The sequence below is a fragment of the Micromonospora sp. WMMD737 genome (assembly GCF_049179055.1).
Classification (GTDB): Bacteria; Actinomycetota; Actinomycetes; order Mycobacteriales; family Micromonosporaceae; genus Micromonospora; species Micromonospora reichwaldensis.
The window spans coordinates 5,497,007-5,516,282 of the sequence record NZ_JBMHMH010000001.1 but is presented as its reverse complement, the minus strand read 5'-3'; the positions used below and the strand labels follow the sequence as shown (position 1 = coordinate 5,516,282).

At 73.7% G+C, this 19,276-nt stretch carries 17 protein-coding genes and 3 pseudogenes; 10 read left to right on the top strand and 10 right to left on the bottom strand.

The genetic code is table 11. The features are described 5' to 3' along the window. Window positions 1-75 precede the first annotated feature (75 nt). Window positions 76-2,556, top strand: a complete 2,481-nt coding sequence (locus ACN27A_RS24445) for a helicase-associated domain-containing protein (protein ID WP_421456982.1) — start codon at window positions 76-78, stop codon at window positions 2,554-2,556. A 10-nt stretch (window positions 2,557-2,566) separates the two neighbouring features. Here ACN27A_RS24445 and ACN27A_RS24440 read toward each other — a convergent pair whose 3' ends face one another. Together ACN27A_RS24440 and ACN27A_RS24435 are read right to left on the bottom strand one after the other, a co-directional pair. After that, the gene (locus ACN27A_RS24440) at window positions 2,567-2,815 is read right to left on the bottom strand and encodes a hypothetical protein (RefSeq protein ID WP_421456981.1); all 249 of its coding nucleotides are present in this window, start codon (window positions 2,813-2,815) and stop codon (window positions 2,567-2,569) included. A gap of 127 nt (window positions 2,816-2,942) precedes the next feature. After that, window positions 2,943-3,836, bottom strand: coding sequence for a L,D-transpeptidase family protein (locus ACN27A_RS24435; RefSeq protein ID WP_421456980.1), 894 nt, complete (start codon window positions 3,834-3,836; stop codon window positions 2,943-2,945). Window positions 3,837-4,011: 175 nt separating this feature from the next. Between ACN27A_RS24435 and ACN27A_RS24430 the strand changes: the two genes are divergently transcribed. Next, window positions 4,012-5,691 carry a DNA repair helicase XPB gene (locus tag ACN27A_RS24430; RefSeq protein WP_393168894.1) on the top strand — a complete coding sequence of 560 codons (1,680 nt, stop codon included), beginning with the start codon at window positions 4,012-4,014 and terminating at the stop codon, window positions 5,689-5,691. A 94-nt stretch (window positions 5,692-5,785) separates the two neighbouring features. On the opposite strand, the gene ACN27A_RS24425 is transcribed toward ACN27A_RS24430, so the two are convergent. The 7 genes and pseudogenes from ACN27A_RS24425 to ligD (ACN27A_RS24395) all read right to left on the bottom strand — a co-directional run bounded on the left by ACN27A_RS24425 (window position 5,786) and on the right by ligD (ACN27A_RS24395) (window position 11,074). Further along, window positions 5,786-6,325 (bottom strand): hypothetical protein, encoded by a 540-nt coding sequence (locus ACN27A_RS24425; protein WP_421456979.1) that lies wholly within the window; start codon window positions 6,323-6,325, stop codon window positions 5,786-5,788. 141 nt (window positions 6,326-6,466) lie between these two features. Continuing rightward, window positions 6,467-7,014, bottom strand: a pseudogene (locus ACN27A_RS24420) (carboxymuconolactone decarboxylase family protein). A 251-nt stretch (window positions 7,015-7,265) separates the two neighbouring features. Continuing rightward, a pseudogene (locus tag ACN27A_RS24415) lies at window positions 7,266-7,612 on the bottom strand (M43 family zinc metalloprotease); the annotation flags it as partial. Between the two features lie 142 nt (window positions 7,613-7,754). Continuing rightward, window positions 7,755-8,351, bottom strand: a complete 597-nt coding sequence (locus ACN27A_RS24410) for a dihydrofolate reductase family protein (RefSeq protein WP_421456978.1) — start codon at window positions 8,349-8,351, stop codon at window positions 7,755-7,757. After that, window positions 8,351-9,115, bottom strand: a complete 765-nt coding sequence (locus tag ACN27A_RS24405; RefSeq protein WP_421456977.1) for a TIGR03089 family protein — start codon at window positions 9,113-9,115, stop codon at window positions 8,351-8,353. Before ACN27A_RS24405 ends, ACN27A_RS24410 begins: the two co-directional genes overlap by 1 nt. Before the next feature lie 113 nt (window positions 9,116-9,228). Further along, window positions 9,229-10,143 carry a non-homologous end-joining DNA ligase gene (gene ligD / locus ACN27A_RS24400; RefSeq protein ID WP_421456976.1) on the bottom strand — a complete coding sequence of 305 codons (915 nt, stop codon included), beginning with the start codon at window positions 10,141-10,143 and terminating at the stop codon, window positions 9,229-9,231. Beyond that, window positions 10,133-11,074 carry a non-homologous end-joining DNA ligase gene (gene ligD, locus ACN27A_RS24395; RefSeq protein ID WP_357576827.1) on the bottom strand — a complete coding sequence of 314 codons (942 nt, stop codon included), beginning with the start codon at window positions 11,072-11,074 and terminating at the stop codon, window positions 10,133-10,135. The genes ligD (ACN27A_RS24400) and ligD (ACN27A_RS24395) overlap by 11 nt, the downstream gene beginning before the upstream one ends. Window positions 11,075-11,160: 86 nt before the next feature. Between ligD (ACN27A_RS24395) and ACN27A_RS24390 the strand changes: the two genes are divergently transcribed. The 8 genes and pseudogenes from ACN27A_RS24390 to ACN27A_RS24355 all read left to right on the top strand — a co-directional run bounded on the left by ACN27A_RS24390 (window position 11,161) and on the right by ACN27A_RS24355 (window position 17,408). Further along, window positions 11,161-12,177, top strand: a complete 1,017-nt coding sequence (locus tag ACN27A_RS24390) for a Ku protein (protein ID WP_421456975.1) — start codon at window positions 11,161-11,163, stop codon at window positions 12,175-12,177. A 91-nt stretch (window positions 12,178-12,268) separates the two neighbouring features. Then, window positions 12,269-12,661, top strand: coding sequence for a MerR family transcriptional regulator (locus tag ACN27A_RS24385; protein WP_357576778.1), 393 nt, complete (start codon window positions 12,269-12,271; stop codon window positions 12,659-12,661). Further along, on the top strand, window positions 12,631-12,978 hold the full coding sequence (gene trxA, locus ACN27A_RS24380) for a thioredoxin (protein WP_421456974.1): 348 nt from the start codon (window positions 12,631-12,633) through the stop codon (window positions 12,976-12,978). Before ACN27A_RS24385 ends, trxA begins: the two co-directional genes overlap by 31 nt. Window positions 12,979-13,060: 82 nt before the next feature. Further along, window positions 13,061-13,705: a DUF4241 domain-containing protein gene (locus tag ACN27A_RS24375; RefSeq protein ID WP_421456973.1), complete on the top strand. Its 645-nt coding sequence runs from the start codon at window positions 13,061-13,063 to the stop codon at window positions 13,703-13,705. A gap of 88 nt (window positions 13,706-13,793) precedes the next feature. Continuing rightward, window positions 13,794-14,481 (top strand): annotated as a pseudogene (locus ACN27A_RS24370) (FKBP-type peptidyl-prolyl cis-trans isomerase). Between the two features lie 172 nt (window positions 14,482-14,653). After that, entirely contained in the window at window positions 14,654-15,544 is an 891-nt protein-coding gene (locus tag ACN27A_RS24365) for an SCO6745 family protein (protein WP_421456972.1), read from the top strand. Between the two features lie 27 nt (window positions 15,545-15,571). Continuing rightward, the gene (locus tag ACN27A_RS24360; RefSeq protein WP_421456971.1) at window positions 15,572-16,243 is read left to right on the top strand and encodes an HAD family hydrolase; all 672 of its coding nucleotides are present in this window, start codon (window positions 15,572-15,574) and stop codon (window positions 16,241-16,243) included. 148 nt (window positions 16,244-16,391) lie between these two features. Then, window positions 16,392-17,408: an NADPH:quinone reductase gene (locus ACN27A_RS24355; protein WP_421456970.1), complete on the top strand. Its 1,017-nt coding sequence runs from the start codon at window positions 16,392-16,394 to the stop codon at window positions 17,406-17,408. Between the two features lie 201 nt (window positions 17,409-17,609). On the opposite strand, the gene ACN27A_RS24350 is transcribed toward ACN27A_RS24355, so the two are convergent. After that, window positions 17,610-19,259: a fatty acid--CoA ligase gene (locus tag ACN27A_RS24350; RefSeq protein ID WP_421456969.1), complete on the bottom strand. Its 1,650-nt coding sequence runs from the start codon at window positions 19,257-19,259 to the stop codon at window positions 17,610-17,612. Window positions 19,260-19,276: the final 17 nt, after the last annotated feature.

The window sequence follows — 19,276 nt, the reverse complement described above, 5'->3', positions numbered from 1 at the left end:
GTACCCGCCCAACCCCGGGTCAGCCGGACGTCCGAGGGGCGGGAGGACCCTCTGCCGGGCTAGCGTGGAACGACGATGACCACCTCACTCGCCGACCACCTGCGGTCACTTCCCGACGAGTCGCTCGCCGCCCTCCTCCAGTTGCGGCCGGACCTCGTCGTACCCGTGCCGGCCGACGTCTCCGCGCTCGCCACCCGGGCCCAGTCGCGGGTCTCGGTGGCCCGCGCCCTCGACGCGCTGGACCAGTTCACCCTGCTGATGCTCGACGCCGCCCGGCTGACCCGGGGCGCGGCCGAGCAGACCACCTCCACCGACGCGGTGCTCGCCATGGCGACCGCCGGGCCGCAGCCGCCCGCCCCCACCACCGTCCGCGCCGCCGTGAACCGGCTGCGCGCGCTCTTCGTGCTGTACGGCCCCGAGAGCGCCCTGCGCGTGGTGGCGAGCGTCGACGAGGTCTCCCCGTACCCGGCGGGCCTGGGTCGACCGGCGGCGGAGCTCGGCCCGCGGGCGGCGGCGCTCTGCGCGGACCCGGCGAAGCTGCGGCGGACGCTGCTGGCCGCGCCGCCCTCGGCCCGGGCGATCCTGGACCGGCTGGCCGCCGGACCGCCGGTCGGCAGCGTGCCGGCGGGCGCGTTGCAGGCACCCCCGCTCGGCGCGGAGGCCGACCTGCCCCCGGACCCGACGAACGGCGGCGTGCCGACCGGCTCGCCGGTGCGCTGGCTCGTCGACCACCACCTGCTGGTGCCGGTCTCCGGCGGCCGGGCCGGCGCCACAGGCACCGTCGAACTGCCCCGCGAGGTGGGCCTGCTGCTGCGCCGCGACAGCGGCCCGCTCGGCCCGCTACGCAGCAACCCACCGCCCGTGGCCACCGCGCCGCGCGAGCCGAAGGCCGCCGACTCCGCCGGGGCCGGGCAGACCATGGAGGTGGTACGCCACACCGAGGCGCTGCTGGAGCAGCTCGCCGCCGAACCGGCACCGGTGCTGCGCTCGGGCGGCCTGGGCGTCCGCGACCTGCGCCGGCTCGCCAAGGCCGTCGGGGTGGACGAGTCGACGGCGGCCCTGCTGCTGGAGGCGGCGTACGCGGGCGGGCTGGTCGGCGAGGTCGACCTGCCCGGGGCCACCACCACCCGGCACGGCGCCGACCAGCAGGTCCTGCCCACCGCCGGGTACGAGGTGTGGCGGGCGGGGACGCTCGCGCAGCGCTGGGAGCAGCTCGCCCGGGCCTGGCTGACCATGACCCGGCAGGCCGGGCTGGTCGGGCAGCGCGACGACCGGGACCGGCCGATCACGGTGCTCTCCGCCGAGGCGGAACGGGCCGGCGCGCCGGCCGCCCGCCGGGCCGTGCTGGAGGTCCTCGCCGACCTGGAGCCGGCCACCGGGCCCACCCCGGAGGAGGTGCTGGCCCTGCTCGACTGGCGGGCGCCGCGGCGCAGCCGGGGGCGGGAGGCCGCGCACCGGGAGGTGCTGGTCGAGGCGGCCACGCTGGGCGTGACGGGGCTGGGGGCGCTCACCTCGTACGGGCGGCTGCTGCTCGCCGACGTGACCGCCGCCGACGAGCGGGGCGGCGACGACCCGCTCGGGCTGCGGGCGGACACCGAGAGCGGCGACCCGACCAGCACCGTACGCGCGCTGGACGCACTGCTGCCCGCCCCGGTGGACCATTTCCTCGTGCAGGCGGACCTGACCGTCGTGGTGCCCGGCCCGCCCGACCCGGCGCTGGCCGCCGAGTTGGAGGTGGTGGCGGAGCACGAGTCGGCCGGCGGGGCCAGCGTGCACCGGGTCACCCCGGCCAGCGTGCGCCGGGCCCTGGACGCCGGCTATTCGGCCGACGACCTGCACACCCTGTTCCGCCGGCGGTCCCGCACCCCCGTCCCGCAGGGGCTGACGTACCTGGTGGACGACGTGGCCCGCAAACACGGCGGGCTGCGCGTCGGCTCCGCCGGGGCGTACGTGCGCAGCGACGACGAGGCGTTGCTGACAGAGGTGCTCGCCGACCGGCGGCTGGAGCCGCTGGCGTTGCGCCGGCTGGCGCCGACGGTGCTGTCGACGCCGTACCAGGTGGGTCGGATGCTGATGGTGCTGCGCGACGCCGGATACGCCCCGGTGCCGGAGGACGCGAGCGGGTCGGCGGTGCTCGCCCGCCCGAAGACCCGGCGGGCGCCGGCCCGGGTGCCGGTGACGACCCGGACGCTCGACCCGCTGACCACACCGAAGCTGGCCATGCCCCGCCTGCTCGGCGTGGTGGAGCAGATCCGGCGGGGCGATGCGGCGGCCCGGGCCGCGCGCCGGGCACCGGCCGTGGTCCGGGGCGGGATCGGGCGCACCGGTCCGGCGCCGGTGCCCTCCCACAGCGACGCCCTCGCGGTGCTCCAGCAGGCGATCCGGGACCGGGCGCGGGTCTGGGTCGGGTACGTCGACGCGCACGGGGCGACGGCGTCCCGGCTCGTCCGGCCGGTCTCGATGGGCGCGGGCTACCTGCGCGCCGAGGACGACCGGACGGAGATGCTGCACACGTTCGCCCTGCACCGGATCACGGCGGCGGTGCTGGAGGACTGAGCGGGTCGGGTCAGCGCCGGCTGCGGCGTACGGTCCCGACGACGGAGACGATCAGCAGCAGCGTGAACCCGGCGCCGGCCGACTCGCCGACCGAGTCGACGAAGCCCTGTTCGAGCACCAGCCAGCCGAAGAGGAACCAGCCGACGAGCACCACCCCCGCCACCCCGTACGCGACCATGGTGGCGGTGGAGACCTCCTCGACGGGCGACCGGTCGTGCGCGGGACTGTGCTCCGGTACCACTTCACGGTCGACCGTCATCTCCAGCCTCCCCGTCCGGTTCGACGCCTGGCATCCAGCGTGACACCGCCGTGGCGGGAGTGACAGGGGATAAAACCCCGATCGGACGAGTTGTGCGATCTCGGGGTGGCGTGGGCGGTCGGGCGGCTCAGGTGCCGGGGCGCCGCCCCACCAGCACCACCTTGCTGCCGACCTTGCCCAGCTCCCAGTAGCGGACGGCGTCGCCGGGCAGCAGGTTGACGCAGCCGTGCGACCCGATCGACTTCTCGTGCAGGTAGGTCGTGGTCTGGTGGAAGCCCATGCCCTGGGTGAAGTGCTGCCAGTACGGCAGCCACACCTCGTACGGGTCGGACCACTCCTTGACGTTGCGGTAGTTGATCGTGAACGTGCCGGCGGGGGTGCGGTAGCCGGGCATGCCCGTGCGGGTGACGGTCGGCTGCACGAGCACCTTGCCGTTGCGCACGACCCAGGTGGTCTGCCGGGTCAGGTCGATGCAGAAGGTGGTGCCCGAGCCGGCCCGGCAGCGCGCCGTGTCGGTGGTGGCGAGCCGCTTCGCCACGTCGTGGGTGGTCGGCCCGGCGCGACCGTGGGCGGGGCGGATGTCGTACCGCTTCTGGAACTTCCTGATGGCGGCGCAGTCGGCGGCGGACTGCCGGCCGTCGACGGTCACCCGCCCGAACCCGCCCAGCCGGGCGAGGTACGCCTCCACCTCGCGCTGGTGCTCGCCCTGCGGGCACCCGGCGACGGACGGCGACACGGTGGGCTTCGTCGCGGGGCGCGTCGGCCGCACCGTGGGGCGCGTCGGTTGCGGCGTGCTCCGCGTCGGCTTGACCTTGGGCTTCGGCGGCGCCGTGGTCGGCTGCGCCCGCTGGTCCGGCCCGGGCGCGCCGCTCGCCCCCGTTACCCGCTCCGCAGCCCCGGCCGCAGCGGGTCCCCCGCCCCCACCGCCACCGGCCTGCGGATCGAACGTGCACGCACCGGCACCGACCAGCGTGACCACTGCCAGGGCGAGCAGCCGGCTGCTGATCCGGACGTGTTTCATGCTGCCTCCCTGACAGGTGTTCCCTTTGCTAGACGTTGCGAGTGCCGCTCCGGTTGCTCCAGGTGACCAGATTTTTCTGCGGTCACCCGGCTGCGTGCAACACTGGTGGGTCGGCCTGGGCGGGTCAGTCGCCTCCCGGACAGCCGGCGACCCGACGTGGAGGAGAGGCACTGGCGTGAGCGGTGGACCCCTGATCGTGCAGTCGGACAAGACCCTGCTGCTGGAGATCGACCACCCGGATGCGCAGGCGTGCCGGATGGCCATCGCTCCCTTCGCCGAGCTGGAGCGCTCCCCGGAGCACGTGCACACCTACCGGCTGACCCCGCTCGGGCTGTGGAACGCGCGCGCCGCCGGCCACGACGCCGAGGGCGTGGTGGATTCCCTGATCAAGTACTCCCGCTATCCGGTGCCGCACGGGCTGCTGGTCGACGTGGCCGAGACGATGGACCGGTACGGCCGCCTCCAGCTCGCCAACGACCCGGCGCACGGCCTCGTCCTGCGGGCGCTGGACCGGCTGGTGCTGATCGAGGTGGCGAAGAGCAAGAAGCTGGCCGGGATGCTCGGCGCGAAGCTCGACGACGACACGATCGCGGTGCACCCGTCCGAGCGGGGCCGGCTCAAGCAGGCGCTGCTCAAGCTCGGCTGGCCGGCCGAGGACCTCGCCGGCTACGTCGACGGCGAGGCGCACCCGATCGAGCTGGCCGAGGCCGGCAAGGACGGCCGCAAGCCGTGGACGCTGCGGTCGTACCAGCGGGAGGCCGTGGAGGCGTTCTGGGCCGGCGGGTCGGGCGTCGTGGTGCTGCCGTGCGGCGCCGGCAAGACGCTGGTCGGGGCGGCGGCGATGGCCGAGGCGAAGGCGACCACCCTCATCCTCGTCACGAACACGGTGGCGGGCCGGCAGTGGAAGCGGGAGCTGATCGCGCGCACGTCGCTGACCGAGGAGGAGATCGGCGAGTACTCGGGCGAGCGCAAGGAGATCCGCCCGGTCACCATCGCCACGTACCAGGTGCTCACCTCGCGCAAGAAGGGCACGTTCACCCACCTGGACCTGTTCGGGGCCCGCGACTGGGGCCTGGTCGTCTACGACGAGGTGCACCTGCTGCCCGCGCCGATCTTCCGCTTCACCGCGGACCTCCAGGCCCGCCGCCGGCTGGGCCTCACGGCGACACTGGTACGCGAGGACGGCCGGGAGGGCGACGTGTTCAGCCTGATCGGCCCGAAGCGGTACGACGCGCCGTGGAAGGACATCGAGCAGCAGGGCTGGATCGCCCCGGCCGAGTGCACCGAGGTACGCGTGACGCTCACCGACGCGGAGCGCATGTCGTACGCGACGGCGGAGGCCGAGGAGCGCTACCGGATGGCGGCCACCGCCCGCACCAAGCTGCCCGTGGTCAAGGCGCTTGTCGACCGGCACCCGGACGACCAGGTGCTCGTCATCGGCGGCTACATCGACCAACTCCACCAGCTCGGGGAGTACCTCGACGCGCCGATCGTGCAGGGCTCCACCACGAACAAGGAACGGGAGCGGCTCTTCGACGCGTTCCGCTCCGGCGAGATCCGCACCCTGGTGATTTCGAAAGTGGGAAATTTTTCCATCGACCTGCCCGAAGCGGCGGTGGCGATCCAGGTGTCGGGCACGTTCGGCTCCCGGCAGGAGGAGGCGCAGCGGCTCGGCCGGGTCCTGCGACCGAAGGCCGACGGTCGGCAGGCGCACTTCTACACGGTCGTCTCCCGCGACACGATCGACACGGAGTACGCGGCCCACCGGCAGCGCTTCCTGGCCGAGCAGGGGTACGCGTACACGATCGTCGACGCCGACGACGTCCTCGGCCCGAAGCTCCCCACGGTCGACTGACGGGCGGTACCACCGTGGCGATCGGCTGCCCAGTCCTTACGCGATCACCCTCTGGCGCCGCCATCGACACGGGGTACGCCGCCACCGACGGCGGTCACCCGACGGGCAAGGAATCGACCGCGGCCGCCAGGAGGTTGCGCAAGTCCTGCTCCGTGCCTGGAGGAAAGTTCCGGGGTTCGACCAGTTGGTAGGTCACGCGTACCTCGTAGTCGCCGTCGACCCAGGCGCGGCCATCGATGCGTGCCTCACCGTTCGCCCAGGGAGAAATCACCAGACACGAGGCGTCACCGGGCCCGCCGGACGTCGGCTTGGCCCCGATCTCGGCGCACTGTCGGGCCTGCCAGCCGCCGTCGTACATCTCGTTGCCGTCGACCGCGACCGTCACCTCCAGGTCGCCGCGCAGGGAACCGGTGCCGGCAGTGAGGTCGACGTCGCAGCTCTTACTACCGCTGCCGTCGCCCAACTGCTCTCGCGGCTCCCGCTTCGAGCCGGGGGCGAGCCGATCCAGCACCTCGCCGGTGATCAATTCGCACGGATCGGGAAGTGCCGCAGGCGCGGCGGGACCACCTCCGCATCCGGCCACACCCACCGTCAGGACACCGACAGCCAGCACCGCGCAGGCGCGCAACCGCATTGGCCCTCCCCAGTTGAGCTTTCGAAGCTTGTGGGCGGTCCACACAGCCGACGCCCACCGGTCGCAGTGTGCATGATCCATTCAACTGACCGCGAGATGCCCGATCGCCGTCCCAAGCGACGTACGGGTTGGGAACCAGTCTCAGACCGTGTTGCGGTAGCCGGCGCTGATGACCCGCCGGGCCGTCTCGTCGTAGTAATTCGGGTCGCGCGGAGCGAACGTGCCGAGGCCGTCGACATACCGGTTGACCATGCAGAAGGCCGCCGCGATCAGCGCCGTGTCGTGGATCTCCAGGTCGGTGGCGCCCTCGGCGCGGGCGGCCTCGACCAGTTCGGGGGTGACCTCACGTCCGCTGACCTGGACGGCGCCGGCGATGTGCAGCAGGGCGCGCAGTTTCGCGGAGACCGGCGCGCTGTCCGGGTCGGCGCGTACTGGTCGACCAGGGTCAGGCCCTCGTCGAGCTGCGCCGCCGCGTACGCCGAGTGCGCCGAGCAGCAGTAGGTGCACTCGTTGCGGCCGGAGACGTACGCGGCTATCAGCTCCCGTTCCCCGGGCGTGAGCGGGTGCGGCCCTCGCAGCAGCACCTCGACCAGCTCCAGCAACGGTCGACCGGTCTCCGGCCGGAACCTCAGCGGCCCACGGATGCCCGGAAACTCGGCCTCGTCCACCCCTAGTTCGATGTGCGCGATGGAGTCACTTTCCCGGATCCGAGACGGTCCCTGACTGCGCCTATCAATCGAACTTGGCGAATCGGTCCCGGCATCTCAAGAACGTGTCGTGCGGTGTCCGTCAGGCCCTGCGCCCATCGCGCCCTCCGCCTCACCGGCCGCTGAACCACCGACCCCCAGAATGACCAAGAGGTTTGCGTCCTCCGACAGGCTCGTCGGTGACGCAAACCTCTTGATCAACTCGCTTCGGACCGGCGGTCAGGCCGGGTGGGTCAGCCGGCGCCGCCGGCTCGGAACGCGACCCAGGCGTCGCTCATCCGGTCCGCCTGGCCGGCGTGAACATGTTCATGTTGAACTGCGGCGCCGCCTCGCGCGGGGTGTCCGCGACGAAGTCGCCGGAGGCGGAGCAGCCGTGCGCGAAGGTGTGCTCCAGCATCAGCCAGTGCCCGACCACGTGCGTCAGCGTGTCGCCGAGGGCGTACTTGCCGGCCGTGCCGCCCGGCATCGACTCGTCGAGCATGACCACGCCGTCGATGTAGTCGCGGCCGTTGTTGTAGCCCTTCGGGAAGTACGCCCAGCCGAGCAGGCCGCCGCCGATGTTGGCCGCGTACACGTTGAGACCACGTCGATCGCGCCTGCAAAAGACCTGCGGAAAGGGCCTGTTTTCCCTGTAACGCCAGGGGGCCGGGGAGCGCTTATCGAAGGCGCGCCGCGCCTGTTCGGGGCGTACCGGAAGAGGCTCGTTTCGTCCTTTCGGACGGCTACCGTCGGCGGACCCGGTAGTAGAGGTGGGTGACGCGGTCGCCCTCGACGACCGTCGGGTCGGACAGCTCGACGGGGGCGTCGCGGACATGGTCGAAGAACGGCACGCCGTCGCCGAGCAGCACCGGCACCAGGTTGACCCGGATCTCGTCGAGCAGCCCGGCCGCCAGGCACTGGCGGGCGATGCTGCCGCCGTTGACCGCGACCCAGCGGTCGCCGGCCAGCTCCCTGGCCTGCGCGACGGCGGCCTCCACGCCCTCGGTGACGAAGGTGAACGGCGCGCCCGGCCGGGGCCAGCCGTCCGGCACGCGGTGGGTGACGACCACGACGGGCTTGTCCATGGGGTGCCGGCCCTCCCAGGCGTCCACCAGGTCGAACAGCCGCCGGCCGACGACCAGGGCGCCGGTGTCGTCCAGGGTGTGCCGCAGGTGCCCGGCGCTCGCCTGGGAGGTGCGGAACGTCATCTCCGGCTTGGCGGTCGCGGTGGCGACGTCGCCGTTGCCGTACCAGTGGAAGAGGTGGTCGAAGCCGCTCTCGCCCGGGCCGGCGATGTAGCCGTCCAGCGACATGCTCGCCTCGGTGTAGATCCCGGCCATCAGAGCACCCGGGTGATCTGCTCGGCGGCGATCCGGGCGTCCGACCGGGCCGGGTCCAGGTTGGCGCAGAGCACCACCGACGCGCCGACGGCCAGCGGCGCCAGCAACCAGTAGACCGGCTGTTCGTGCTCGGCGACGTCGACCAGCAGCCGGTCGCCTGCCCGCAGGTCGAGCCGCTCGGCGACGGCCAGCGCGACGCTGCCCCACTCGCGGTAGCTCGTGCCGTCGGGGCTGGCCGCGTCGGCGCTGGTCAGCGGGGCGGACGCGGGCAGCGCGTCGGTGTGCCGGCCCACCTCGGCGAGCCAGTCCAGGTAGCCCAGGGGTCGCTCCCCGCGCGGGGTGACGCCGAGGCCGAGGACGAAGCGGTGCCGCGCCTCGGGCACGTCCTCCAGCCAGTCGTCGAGCCGCTCGGCGCTGACGAAGACGGCGTCGTACGGCTCGTCGGAGCCCGGCTCGACCGGCGGCAGGCCGGCGGTCGCCCGGGGCCGGAAGGACACCGCCACCCCGGCAGACCAGGCGCCCAGCAGCACGGCGGCGCTCTGCCAGTGCGCCGGGAGCAGCACGGCCGCCCGGTCACCGACGCCCAGCCCGCAGCCCTCGCGCAGCAGCCCGGCGGCCCGCGCCGCCCAGCCGCCCAGCTCCGTTGCGGTCAGGTCGACCCGCTCACCGGTCGCGTCGTCGAGGTAGGTGAGCAGCGGCCGGTCCACCTCCGCCGCCCGGCCCCCGGTCAGCGGCTCCCGGACGAGGGCATCGGTCATGTTCATCGAAACCTCCGTGGCAGGCTGCGGCCCACCCTACTGAAGGTCACCCCCAAAGCCGCGCAGATCTTGGACAGTTGCCGTCAGGCACGAACGGCAACTGTCCAAGATTCAGCCTGTCACGGGCCGGGGAGAACCGGGCCGCCGTCGAGCAGCGGGGCCAGCAGGTCGCCCTGCTTCTCCACCCGCTTGAGCACCTCCCCCGCCGTGTACGGCTTCGTCGCCGGCCGCTTCCCCGCCGCACCCGCCTCGACCTCGTCCCAGGTCAGCGGGGTGGAGACGGACGGCACGGACTGCGCCCGCAGCGAGTACGGCGACACGGTCGTCTTGGCGGCGTTGTTCTGGCTCCAGTCGATGAAGACCTTGCCCGGCCGCAGGTTCTTGGCCATCTTCGACACGACCAGCTTCGGGTGCGCCTGCTCCAACTCCTGCGCGATCCGCTTGGCGTAGTCGGAGACGAGATCAGCGGACTGGGTGCCGGCGACCGGACAGCAGAGCTGCATGCCCTTCTTGCCCGAGGTCTTCGGATAGCTGTCGATGCCGTCGTCGGCGAGCCGGTCGCGCATCAGCAGCGCCACCTGGCAGCACTGGCGAAGCGTCGCCGGCGGCCCGGGATCGAGGTCGACGACCATCATGTCGGGGTGCTCGCCGACCTTCCACTGCGGCGTGTGCAGCTCCAGGGCGGCGAGGTTGGCCAGCCAGACGAGGGTGGGCAGGTCGTCGGCGACCACGTAGTCGATGGTGTCCCGGCCCTTGCTGGACCCGGGCGCGGGCAGCGTCTCGGTGCGTACCCAGCCGGGGGTGGCGGCCGGGGCGTTCTTCTCGAAGAAGGAGCCGCCGGTGACCCCGTTGGGGAAGCGGATCCGGGTGAGCGCCCGGTCGGCCAGGTGCGGCAGGAGCACCGGCGCGATCCGGGTGTAGTAGTCGATCACCTCGCCCTTGGTGAATCCGGCCTCGGGATAGAGCACCTTGTCCAGGTTGGACAGCTCCAGCGCGCGCCCCTCCACGTCCACCTTGAACCGCTCAGCCGGCATCGTCGACCTCCTCGGCGGGTTTGTCCGGCCGCAGCCGGAGCACCCGGGGGAACCGCAGTCGCCCGTCCGGGGTGCGCTGGCCGTACTTCACCTCCACCACGACCAGGGGTGTTACCCAGATCGCGCCCCGCGCATCCTCGCGCGGCACGTCCCCGGCGAACGGCGACGCGCCGGCGCGCAGCGGCTCCAGCTCGCGGAGCAGCTCCCGCTCGATGGCCGCGCCGATGCCGCCGCCGACGCGCCCCCGGTAGGTGAGCCGCCCGTCCGGGCGCGGCACCCCGACCAGCAGGCCGCCGATCCGGCGCGCCCCGGGCCGCCAGCCGCCGACCACGAAGTCGCCGGTGACCTCCAGCTTGACCTTCACCCAGTCCGGCGAGCGCACGCCCGGCCGGTAGACCGAGTCGACCCGCTTGGCCATCACCCCCTCCAGGCCGTGCTCGCCGGCCGCCTCGTAGGTGGCCGGGCCGTCGCCGAAGAGCGGCGACACCGCCCATCGGGCGCCGCCGAGCGCCAGGCCGTCCAGGGCCGCCCGCCGGCGGGCGTACGACCGGCCGGTCAGGTCCTCGCCGTCGAGCCGGAGCAGGTCGAAGATCATGTACGTCACCGGGGCGACCGCCGCCAGCCGGGCGGCCTTGTTCCGGTCGCGCACGTGCATCCGCTCCGCCAGGGCCGTGAACGAGGGCTGGCCGGTCTCGCCGAGCAGCACCACCTCGCCGTCGAGCAGCGCGTCGCCCGCCTGCTCGTGCAGGGTGGCCAGCTCGGGGTACGCGGCGGTGATCTCCACGCCGCTGCGGGCGTACAGGTGCTGCCGGCCGCCGGAGATGTCGGCGAGCGCGCGGACGCCGTCCCACTTGAACTCGTAGGCCCAGCCGGCACCCGCCGGGAGCTGCCCGGTCATCGCGAGCATCGGCTTGAGCGGCGCGCCGGGCACGTCCCGACTGTACTTGCGCACCGAAGCGCTCGCGTGGCCTTCGATCATTTGCGATCCTGGGCTGTACCGGCGAGAGGAGCACGGGGATGCGGGCCATCTGGAAGGGAGCCGTCTCGTTCGGGCTCGTCTCGATCGGGGTCAAGCTCTACTCGGCCACCGAGGAGAAGGACATCCGCTTCCACCAGGTGCACCGGGAGGACGGCGGCCGCATCCGCTACAAGCGCACCTGCCAGGTCTGCGGCGAGGAAGTCAGCTACGACGACATCGCCAAGGGCTACGACATCGGCGGCGGCGAGATGGTGATCCTCACCGACGAGGACTTCGCCGAGCTGCCGCTGTCCAGCTCGCGCGCGATCGACGTGCTGGAGTTCGTCCCGGCCGAGCAGGTCGACCCGATCCTCTACAACAAGGCGTACTTCCTGGAGCCCGAGGGCACCGCCACCAAGCCGTACGTGCTGCTGCGCGACGCGCTCGCCGACTCGGAGCGGGTGGCGATCGTCAAGGTGGCGCTGCGCCAGCGGGAGCAGCTCGCCACGCTGCGGGTCCGCGAGGGTGTGCTGCTGCTCAACACGATGCTCTGGCCGGACGAGATCCGGAAGCCCGACTTCGGCTTCCTCGACGAGGACCTGAAGGTCCGCCCGCCGGAGCTGGCGATGGCCAGCTCGCTGATCGACTCGATGGCCGGCGAGTTCGAGCCGGACGCCTTCACCGACGACTACCGGGCGGCCCTGCAGGAGGTCATCGACGCCAAGGTGGAGGGTCGCGAGGTGGTTCAGCCGGAGGAGGTCGAGGAGGCCCCGGCCGCGGCGGTGGACCTGATGGCGGCGCTGAAGGCGTCCGTCGAGCGCGCCCGGTCCGCCCGGGGCGAGGCGCCGGCCGGCGGCGGCGGGGAGCCGACCCCGATCTCGGCCGCCCGCTCGGCGCAGAAGAAGGCCGCCGAGAAGAAGGCGGCGAAGGCGCCGGCCAAGAAGGCCGCCGAGAAGAAGGCCGCGCCGAAGAAGGCCGCGGCCAAGAAGGCCGCTCCGAAGAAGGCCGCCGAGGGCGAGAAGAAGCCCGCCGCCAAGAAGGCCGCCGCGAAGAAGACGGCCCGCAAGACGGCCTGACCCTGGTCGTACGCGCACCGCCGCCCGCCCGAGGTTGCCTTGACGCCGGTGGGAAGGTCTAGCGTCGGTCGGGTCGGACGAGGGAGGTCGGATGCTGATCGGTGAGCTGGCGGAACGTGCCGGCACGAGCACCCGGGCCCTGCGCTACTACGAGACGCACGGCCTGGTCCGGGCGGCCCGCTCGGCCAACGGGTACCGGGTCTACGACGAGGCGGAGCTGCACGTCGTACGCGAGATCCGGGCGCTGCTGGCGGTGGGCTTCGGCCTGGACGACATCCGCCCGTTCGTCGCCTGCCTGCGGGCCGGCAACGCCTCCGGTCACGTCTGCCCCGACTCGGTGGCCGTGCTGCGGCGCAAGCTGGCCGAGGTCGACGCCGGCATCGACCGGCTGCACGCGGTCCGCCAGGAGTTGCGCGACCAACTCGCCCACGCCATCACCCAACGGGAGGAAACATGCTCGAGACTGCGCCGGGCGGCTCGCTGACCGCCGTCACCGACGACACCTTCGCCACCGTGGTCCTCGCCGCCGACCGGCCGGTGGTGGTCGACTTCTGGGCGGACTGGTGCCCGCCGTGCCGGGCCATCTCCCGCAGCCTCGCCGAGCTCGCCGAGGAGTTCGCCGGGCGGATGGTCGTGGCCACGATCGACACCGACGCCAACCCGACGGCCACCCGCACCTACGGCGTGATGTCCCTGCCCACCCTCCTGGTCTTCCGCCACGGGCAGGTGGTCGGCTCGATCGTCGGCTCCCGCCCGAAGCACCACCTGCGCCAGGCGTTGGCGCGGCACCTCGAGGGCTGAACCGCCGGCCGGCGCGGTGCGGTCTCGCGGGTGCGGATCGCCGCGGGTACGCTCCGCCGGCCCCCGCCGCGAGAGGAACCCCATGCCGTACACCCCCGACCTGGACCGGCTGCTGACACCCGGCGCCCGCTTCGCCGACGAGCACGCCACGTACGTCATGGAGGTGCACCCGCTGGGCGACGTGGTGCTGCCGACGGGGCGGGTCGTCGGCTGCGACCCGGTGGCCTGCCCCGAGGACGAACCGTTCACGGTCGGGGTTGCCCCCGGCCGCTACCCGGCGCGGGCCTGGGTCGCGGTGGTGCGGGGCGAGGACACCGAGGCGGACCGGCGGGTGGCCGCCCTCGAACTGGTGGTCCACGACGAGCCGACGGCCCGCTGGGAGATGGCGCTGGTCGGCGAGCAGGACGTCTCGGCCCTCAAGCCGGACGGTTGGTTCGGCTACGGGGTGGACACCGGCATCGGCACCCTGGCCGATCCCACCGCGCTGGCCGCCCTGGAAGCGTGGGACGAGGACGCGGTGACGGACGTCTTCGTCGCGGACGAGCCCACGGGCGGGCCGGTGCCGGGGCACGTCGCCGCCGTGCTCGACGAGGCGACCGGGGCCAACGTGGTGACGGTCTGGTCCGGCTGGGGCGACGGCTGCTACGGCACCTGGATCGGGCGGACCGCCGACGGCCGGGTCACCTCGTTCGTGACCGACTTCATGGTGGTGCCGGGGCCGGCGTGACCCGTGCGGCGGGAGCGGCCCCGGTCGAGGCGGCGCGGTGGGCGGCCGGGCGGGTACCGTGTGCGTCGGCTTTCCCCCCGGCACTCCGATGCCGGCCACCACCTTCGCAGCAGGGAGTCGACGCCGTGAGCGAGCGTACGCAGAACCGGTCCCAGAAGTCGGAGCGGCGGCTGGCCGCCCAGTTGGCCGCGCAGAAGGCGGCCGAGGCGAAGCGCCGCCGGCAGGCCTGGGCCGGCGGGCTCGCCGGGGTCGCCGTCGTCGCGGTGCTGATCACCGTCTTCGTGACGATCGGGCGCAACAGCGACGGCGACAAGGACCAGACGGCCAGCGTCCCCTCGGCCGGCCCGTCCGCCAGCGCCCCCGCCGCCGACACGCCCCCCGCCCCGCAGCTCCCGCAGGGGGCGGACCCGGCCCTGGGCACCAAGCCGAAGGTCACGGCCGGCGAGGGCGAGCTGAAGAAGCTCGTCGTGACCCCGCTGATCAAGGGCACCGGCCCGGCGGTGAAGAAGGGTCAGATGATCACCACGAACTACGTCGGCGTCTTCTACAAGGACGGCAAGGAGTTCGACTCGTCGTGGAACGCCGGGCAGCCGGCCTCCTTCGCCATCGGCGTCGGCCAGGTCATCCCGGGCTGGGACCAGGGCCTCGTCGGGGTGACCGTCGGCAGCCGCGTGCAGCTCGACCTCCCGGCCGAGCTGGCGTACGGCACGAACCCTCCCGGCGGCCGTCCCGCCGGCCCGCTGCGCTTCGTCGTGGACGTGCTCGCGGCCCAGTGACCCGCGAGCCGGCCCGGTCGGCCTCCGTGACCGGGCCGTTGCCCCGCGATAGCGGCCCGGTTCGCCCGGGATGTCGCCTGTCGTTGATGCAGTACCCCACAGGGGGCTTCCGGCCCCTCCGCCACCGGCAGTAGGTTCAGCGTCACCCCGGGCGGTCCGGCCGTCCGGGGTGATGACCGGACCGGACGCGGAGGTGCACGTGACGGCGCTGGACGACGCGGGGCGGACCGCCCGGGTGTTGTGGACCCACTACGAGCCGGTCCACGCGATCACCTACTTCCACCCCCGCGCCCGGGCCGCCTTCGAGGCGGTCGGGCTGCGGGGCTTCTGGCGCGGCTACTTCGCCGGCCGGGCCGCGCCGCTGGGGGCCGCCGAGCCCGCCCCGGTGACGGCGGCGTTCTTCAACTTCGCCCCGCACACGGTGGCGCGGGCGCTGCCGGCCGTCTGGCGGCTGGCCACCCCGCAGGAGGCGCTGCGGGCGCGGCTCACGGGCGCGGTGCAGGCGCTGGCCGAGCTGACCTACGAGCTGCCGGAGTCGCATCTCGTCGAGGCGGCCGAGCTGCTGGAGGCCGCCGCCGCGGAGGCGGAGCCCGCCGGCCGGGTGCTGGGCGCCGCCAACGCCGCCCTGCCGCGCGGCGAGTACCCGCTGGCCCGGCTCTGGCAGGCTGCCACCACCCTGCGCGAGCAGCGGGGCGACGGGCACATCGCCGCCCTGGTCGCGGCCGACCTCGACCCGGTGGAGACGCTGGCCTGGCGGGTCGCGGTCGACATCTCGCCGCTGAACCTGCTCGGGCGCGGCTGGTCGGAGGAGCAGTGGGCCGCCGCCCGTGCCCGGCTGGCCGAGCGGGGCTGGCTCACCCCGGACGGGAAGCCGACCGAGCAGGGTCTCGCCCGGTTCCGGGCGATCGAGGACGCCACCGACGCCGCTGCCGCCCGGCCGTGGCGGACGCTGGGCCCGGAGCGCAGCGAGCGGCTGCGGGAGCTGCTCGAACCGATCGCCCGCGCCGCCCACACGGTCATCCCGGAGGGCAACCCGATCGGCCTGCCCGCGCTGCGGAGCTGACCCCGCCCGCCGGCCCGGACGCCGCCGATGGGGCAGGATGGGTCCGTGGCGGATGCGGTGGTCTTCGACCTGGACGGCGTGATCGTGGACTCCGAGCCGGTGTGGGAGGAGGTCAGGCGGGCGTACGTCGCGGCGCACGGCGGCACCTGGCAGCCCGACACGCAGCGCCGGCTGATGGGCATGAGCACCGGCGAGTGGGCCCGCTACCTGAGCGGTGAGCTGGGCGTCGACCGCAGCCCCGAGCAGGTCGCCGCCGAGGTGATCGAGGAGATGACCCGGCGGTACGCGGAGCGCGTACCGCTGATCGACGGGGCCGACCAGGTCGTGCGCCGGCTGGCCGGACGGTGGCCGCTGGGGCTGGCCAGCTCGTCGCCGACCCGGCTGATCGCGGCGGCGCTGGCCGCGACGGACCTGACCGGGGCGTTCGGCGCCACGCTGTCGACCGAGGAGACCGAGCGGGGCAAGCCGGCGCCCGACGTCTACCTGGCGGTCGCCGAGCGGCTGGGCGTCGACCCGGCCCGCTGCGTGGCCGTGGAGGACTCGTCCAACGGCGTCCGCTCGGCCGCCGCCGCCCGGATGACGGTGGTGGCGGTGCCGCACGGGGCGTACCCGCTGGACCCGGACGCCGAGCGCCTGGCGACGCTGGTCCTGGGCGCGGTCGGGGAGCTGACCCCGCAGGCCGTGGACCGCCTCGGGTAGGCAGCCCCACCGGGCCGACACGTCACGCCTGACGCGGCGCCCCCGAAGCCAGGGCCGGCCCGACCCGCCGGGCGCGGGCATGAGCGCGGATCCGCCGGGTACCGCAGCCACGGCGCCCCGGCCGGGGCCGCCGGGTGAGGAGACGGGGATGAAGGCGATCGTGTACGAGCGCACCGGCGACGCCTCGGTGCTGCAACTTCTCGACCGGCCGGTGCCGGAGCCCGGCCCCGGCGAGGTCCTGGTGCGGGTGGCGTTCTCCGGGGTGAACCCGACGGACTGGAAGGCCCGCTCGCAGGGGCCGATGCCGCGCGACTGGCAGACGCCGGGGCAGGACGGCGCGGGGGTGATCGAGGCGGTGGGCGAGGGCGTCGACCGGGACCTGATCGGCGAGCGGGTCTGGCTGTGGGAGGCCGCGTGGCAGCGGCCCTGGGGCACGGCAGCCGAGTACACGGTGGTGCCGGCCCGGCAGGCGGTGCCCCTCGGGGACGCCTCCTTCGAGCTGGGGGCCAGCCTGGGCATCCCCTTCCTCACCGCGCACCGCTGCCTGACCGCCGGCGAGTACACGCCGGACCGGCTGCACGCGGGCGCTCTCAGCGACCACACGGTGCTCGTGCAGGGCGGGGCGGGCGTGGTGGGCAACGCGGCCATCCAGCTCGCCCGCTGGGCGGACGCCTGCGTGGTCGCCACCGTCAGCAGCCCGGAGAAGGCGCAGCTGGCTGCGGCGGCCGGCGCGTCCTTCGTGGTCGACTACCGGACGCAGGACGTGGTCGAGGAGGTCCGCAAGATCGCGCCCGACGGGGTGCACACGATCGTCGAGGTCTCCGCGGCGCGCAACGCCGCCGCCGACGTCCAACTGCTCCGGCGGGGTGGGGCGGTCTGCGTCTACGCCGACGACGGCGGGGACGCGGTGACCCTGCCGATCCGGCCGTTGATGGCGCCGAACGCGCGGTTCCAGTTCGTCCTCGTCTACACCGAGCCGAAGGCGGCCAAGGCCCAGGCGGTGGTGGACGTGGCCGCCGCGGCGGCGCAGGGCGGGATCCGGGTGGGCGAGGACGCGGGCCTGCCGCTGCACCGCCACCCGCTCTCGGCGGCCGTCGCGGCCCACGAGGCGGTCGAGAACTCGGTGGTCGGGAAGGTGCTGATCACCACCAGCGGGGACGAGTGACGGCCGGCGGCCGAAAGCCCTCTGAGCTGGGCGGATTTCCCCGTAGTGGGCACAGAGGCGAACAAGTTTCGCAACAATGACGGTGCGGGTACCCCCGCATGGAGCGGGCGGCCCCGGCGCGGTGCGAACGCCGGGGCCGCCCCTGGGGAGGGAGTTCAGGAGTGTTCCCTACCCCAACAGGCGACAATGCGCCTGAGAACGTTACGGGGCGGTCAGCTCCCGGACACTCAGTTCGCCCCCGGCGTACCGGGAACGGACGACCTTCTTGTCGAACTTACCGACGCTGGTCTTCGGCACCGCGTCGATGACGGCCCAGCGTTCCGGCAGCTGCCAGCGGGCCACCGACCCGGCCAGGAACTCCCGCAGCTCCTCGACCGTCGCCGACACCCCCTCGCGGAGCACGACGGTGGCGAGCGGCCGCTCACCCCAACGCTCGTCGGGCACGCCCACCACGCAGGCCTCCAGCACCGCAGGGTGAGCCATCAGGGCGTTCTCCAGCTCGACCGAGGAGATCCACTCGCCGCCGGACTTGATGACGTCCTTGGCCCGGTCGGTGAGCGTGATGTAGCCGTCCGGCGAGAGGGTGCCGACGTCGCCCGTACGCAGCCAGCCGTCGCGGAACTTCTCCTCGTCCGGCACGTCGTCGCCGACGTACCGCGCGGTCACCCACGGCCCACGGACCTCCAGCTCGCCGACCGACGCCCCGTCGGCGGGCAGCGGCTCGCCCAGCGGGCCGACGATGCGGGCCTCGACCCCGGCCGGCACCCGGCCCTGCGTGTAGCGGTAGCGCCAGGCCTCCTCGCCGGTCGCGCCGGCCGGCGGCCGGGAGACCGAGCCCAGCGGGGACATCTCCGTCATCCCCCAGGCGTGGATGACGTCGATGCCGTGCCGCTCGGCGAACGCGTGCATCAGCGCCGGCGGGCAGGCCGAACCGCCGACGATCACCTCGCGCAGCGAGGAACTGTCCACGTCGTGGGCGTCCAGGTGGGCCAGCAGGTCGGTCCAGATGGTCGGCACCGCGCCGGCCAGGGTGGGCCGCTCGGCGGCGATCATGTCGGCGATCGGCGCGGCCTGGAGGAACCGGTCCGGCATGATCAGCGACGCCCCCGAGAGGAAGGCCGCGTACGGCAGGCCCCAGGACATCGCGTGGAACATCGGCACGATGGCCAGCTCGCGGTCGGTCGGGCCGAGGCCGAAGCCCTCCGGCATGCAGACCTGGAGGGAGTGCAGGTAGATCGAGCGGTGCGAGTAGGCCACGCCCTTCGGGTTGCCGGTGGTCCCCGAGGTGTAGCAGAGGGCGGCGGCGTCGCGCTCGTCCACCTCGGGCCAGTCGAAGACGTCCGGGCGGTCGGCCAGCAGCGCGTCCCAGTGGTGCACGGTGATCCGGTCGCCGGCCGCCGCCGTGAGCGGGGCCGGGTCGCCGCCGCCGACGACCACCACGTGCCGCACGGTGCCCAGCTCGCCGATCACCCGGGCCAGCAGCGGGATGAGCGTCGAGTCGACAAGCACCACCCGGTCCTCGGCGTGGTTGGCGATGTAGGCGACCTGGTCGGGGAAGAGCCGGAGGTTGAGGGTGTGCAGCACCGCGCCCATGCTGGGCACCGCGAAGTACGCCACCAGGTGCTCGGCGTTGTTCCACATGAAGGTGGCGACCCGCTCGTCGCCGGTGACACCGCACTCGTCGCGCAGCGCGTGGGCCAGCCGGGCCGCCATGCGCCCGACCTCGGCGTACGTCATCCGGCGCGGCTCGCCGCCCGTCCAGGTGACGACCTCCGCCGTGCCGTGCACGGTGGCGCCGTGGCCGAGGATCCGGGAGACCTGGAGGGGGGCGTCCATCATCGTGCTACGCATGGGTAACAAAGTAGTGT

Excerpts from the sequence above, each read along its gene's own strand:
- ACN27A_RS24375 (WP_421456973.1), top strand. The coding sequence starts at position 13,061 with ATGCCGTACACCCCCGACCTGGACCGGCTGCTGACACCCGGCGCCCGC.
- ACN27A_RS24390 (WP_421456975.1), top strand. The coding sequence starts at position 11,161 with ATGCGGGCCATCTGGAAGGGAGCCGTCTCGTTCGGGCTCGTCTCGATC.
- ACN27A_RS24355 (WP_421456970.1), top strand. The coding sequence starts at position 16,392 with ATGAAGGCGATCGTGTACGAGCGCACCGGCGACGCCTCGGTGCTGCAA.
- ACN27A_RS24365 (WP_421456972.1), top strand. The coding sequence starts at position 14,654 with ATGACCGGACCGGACGCGGAGGTGCACGTGACGGCGCTGGACGACGCG.
- ACN27A_RS24440 (WP_421456981.1), bottom strand. The coding sequence starts at position 2,815 with ATGACGGTCGACCGTGAAGTGGTACCGGAGCACAGTCCCGCGCACGAC.
- trxA (WP_421456974.1), top strand. The coding sequence starts at position 12,631 with ATGCTCGAGACTGCGCCGGGCGGCTCGCTGACCGCCGTCACCGACGAC.
- ACN27A_RS24405 (WP_421456977.1), bottom strand. The coding sequence starts at position 9,115 with ATGAACATGACCGATGCCCTCGTCCGGGAGCCGCTGACCGGGGGCCGG.
- ligD (WP_421456976.1), bottom strand. The coding sequence starts at position 10,143 with ATGCCGGCTGAGCGGTTCAAGGTGGACGTGGAGGGGCGCGCGCTGGAG.
- ACN27A_RS24445 (WP_421456982.1), top strand. The coding sequence starts at position 76 with ATGACCACCTCACTCGCCGACCACCTGCGGTCACTTCCCGACGAGTCG.
- ACN27A_RS24385 (WP_357576778.1), top strand. The coding sequence starts at position 12,269 with ATGCTGATCGGTGAGCTGGCGGAACGTGCCGGCACGAGCACCCGGGCC.
- ACN27A_RS24360 (WP_421456971.1), top strand. The coding sequence starts at position 15,572 with ATGGGGCAGGATGGGTCCGTGGCGGATGCGGTGGTCTTCGACCTGGAC.
- ACN27A_RS24435 (WP_421456980.1), bottom strand. The coding sequence starts at position 3,836 with ATGAAACACGTCCGGATCAGCAGCCGGCTGCTCGCCCTGGCAGTGGTC.
- ACN27A_RS24410 (WP_421456978.1), bottom strand. The coding sequence starts at position 8,351 with ATGGCCGGGATCTACACCGAGGCGAGCATGTCGCTGGACGGCTACATC.
- ACN27A_RS24425 (WP_421456979.1), bottom strand. The coding sequence starts at position 6,325 with ATGCGGTTGCGCGCCTGCGCGGTGCTGGCTGTCGGTGTCCTGACGGTG.
- ACN27A_RS24350 (WP_421456969.1), bottom strand. The coding sequence starts at position 19,259 with ATGCGTAGCACGATGATGGACGCCCCCCTCCAGGTCTCCCGGATCCTC.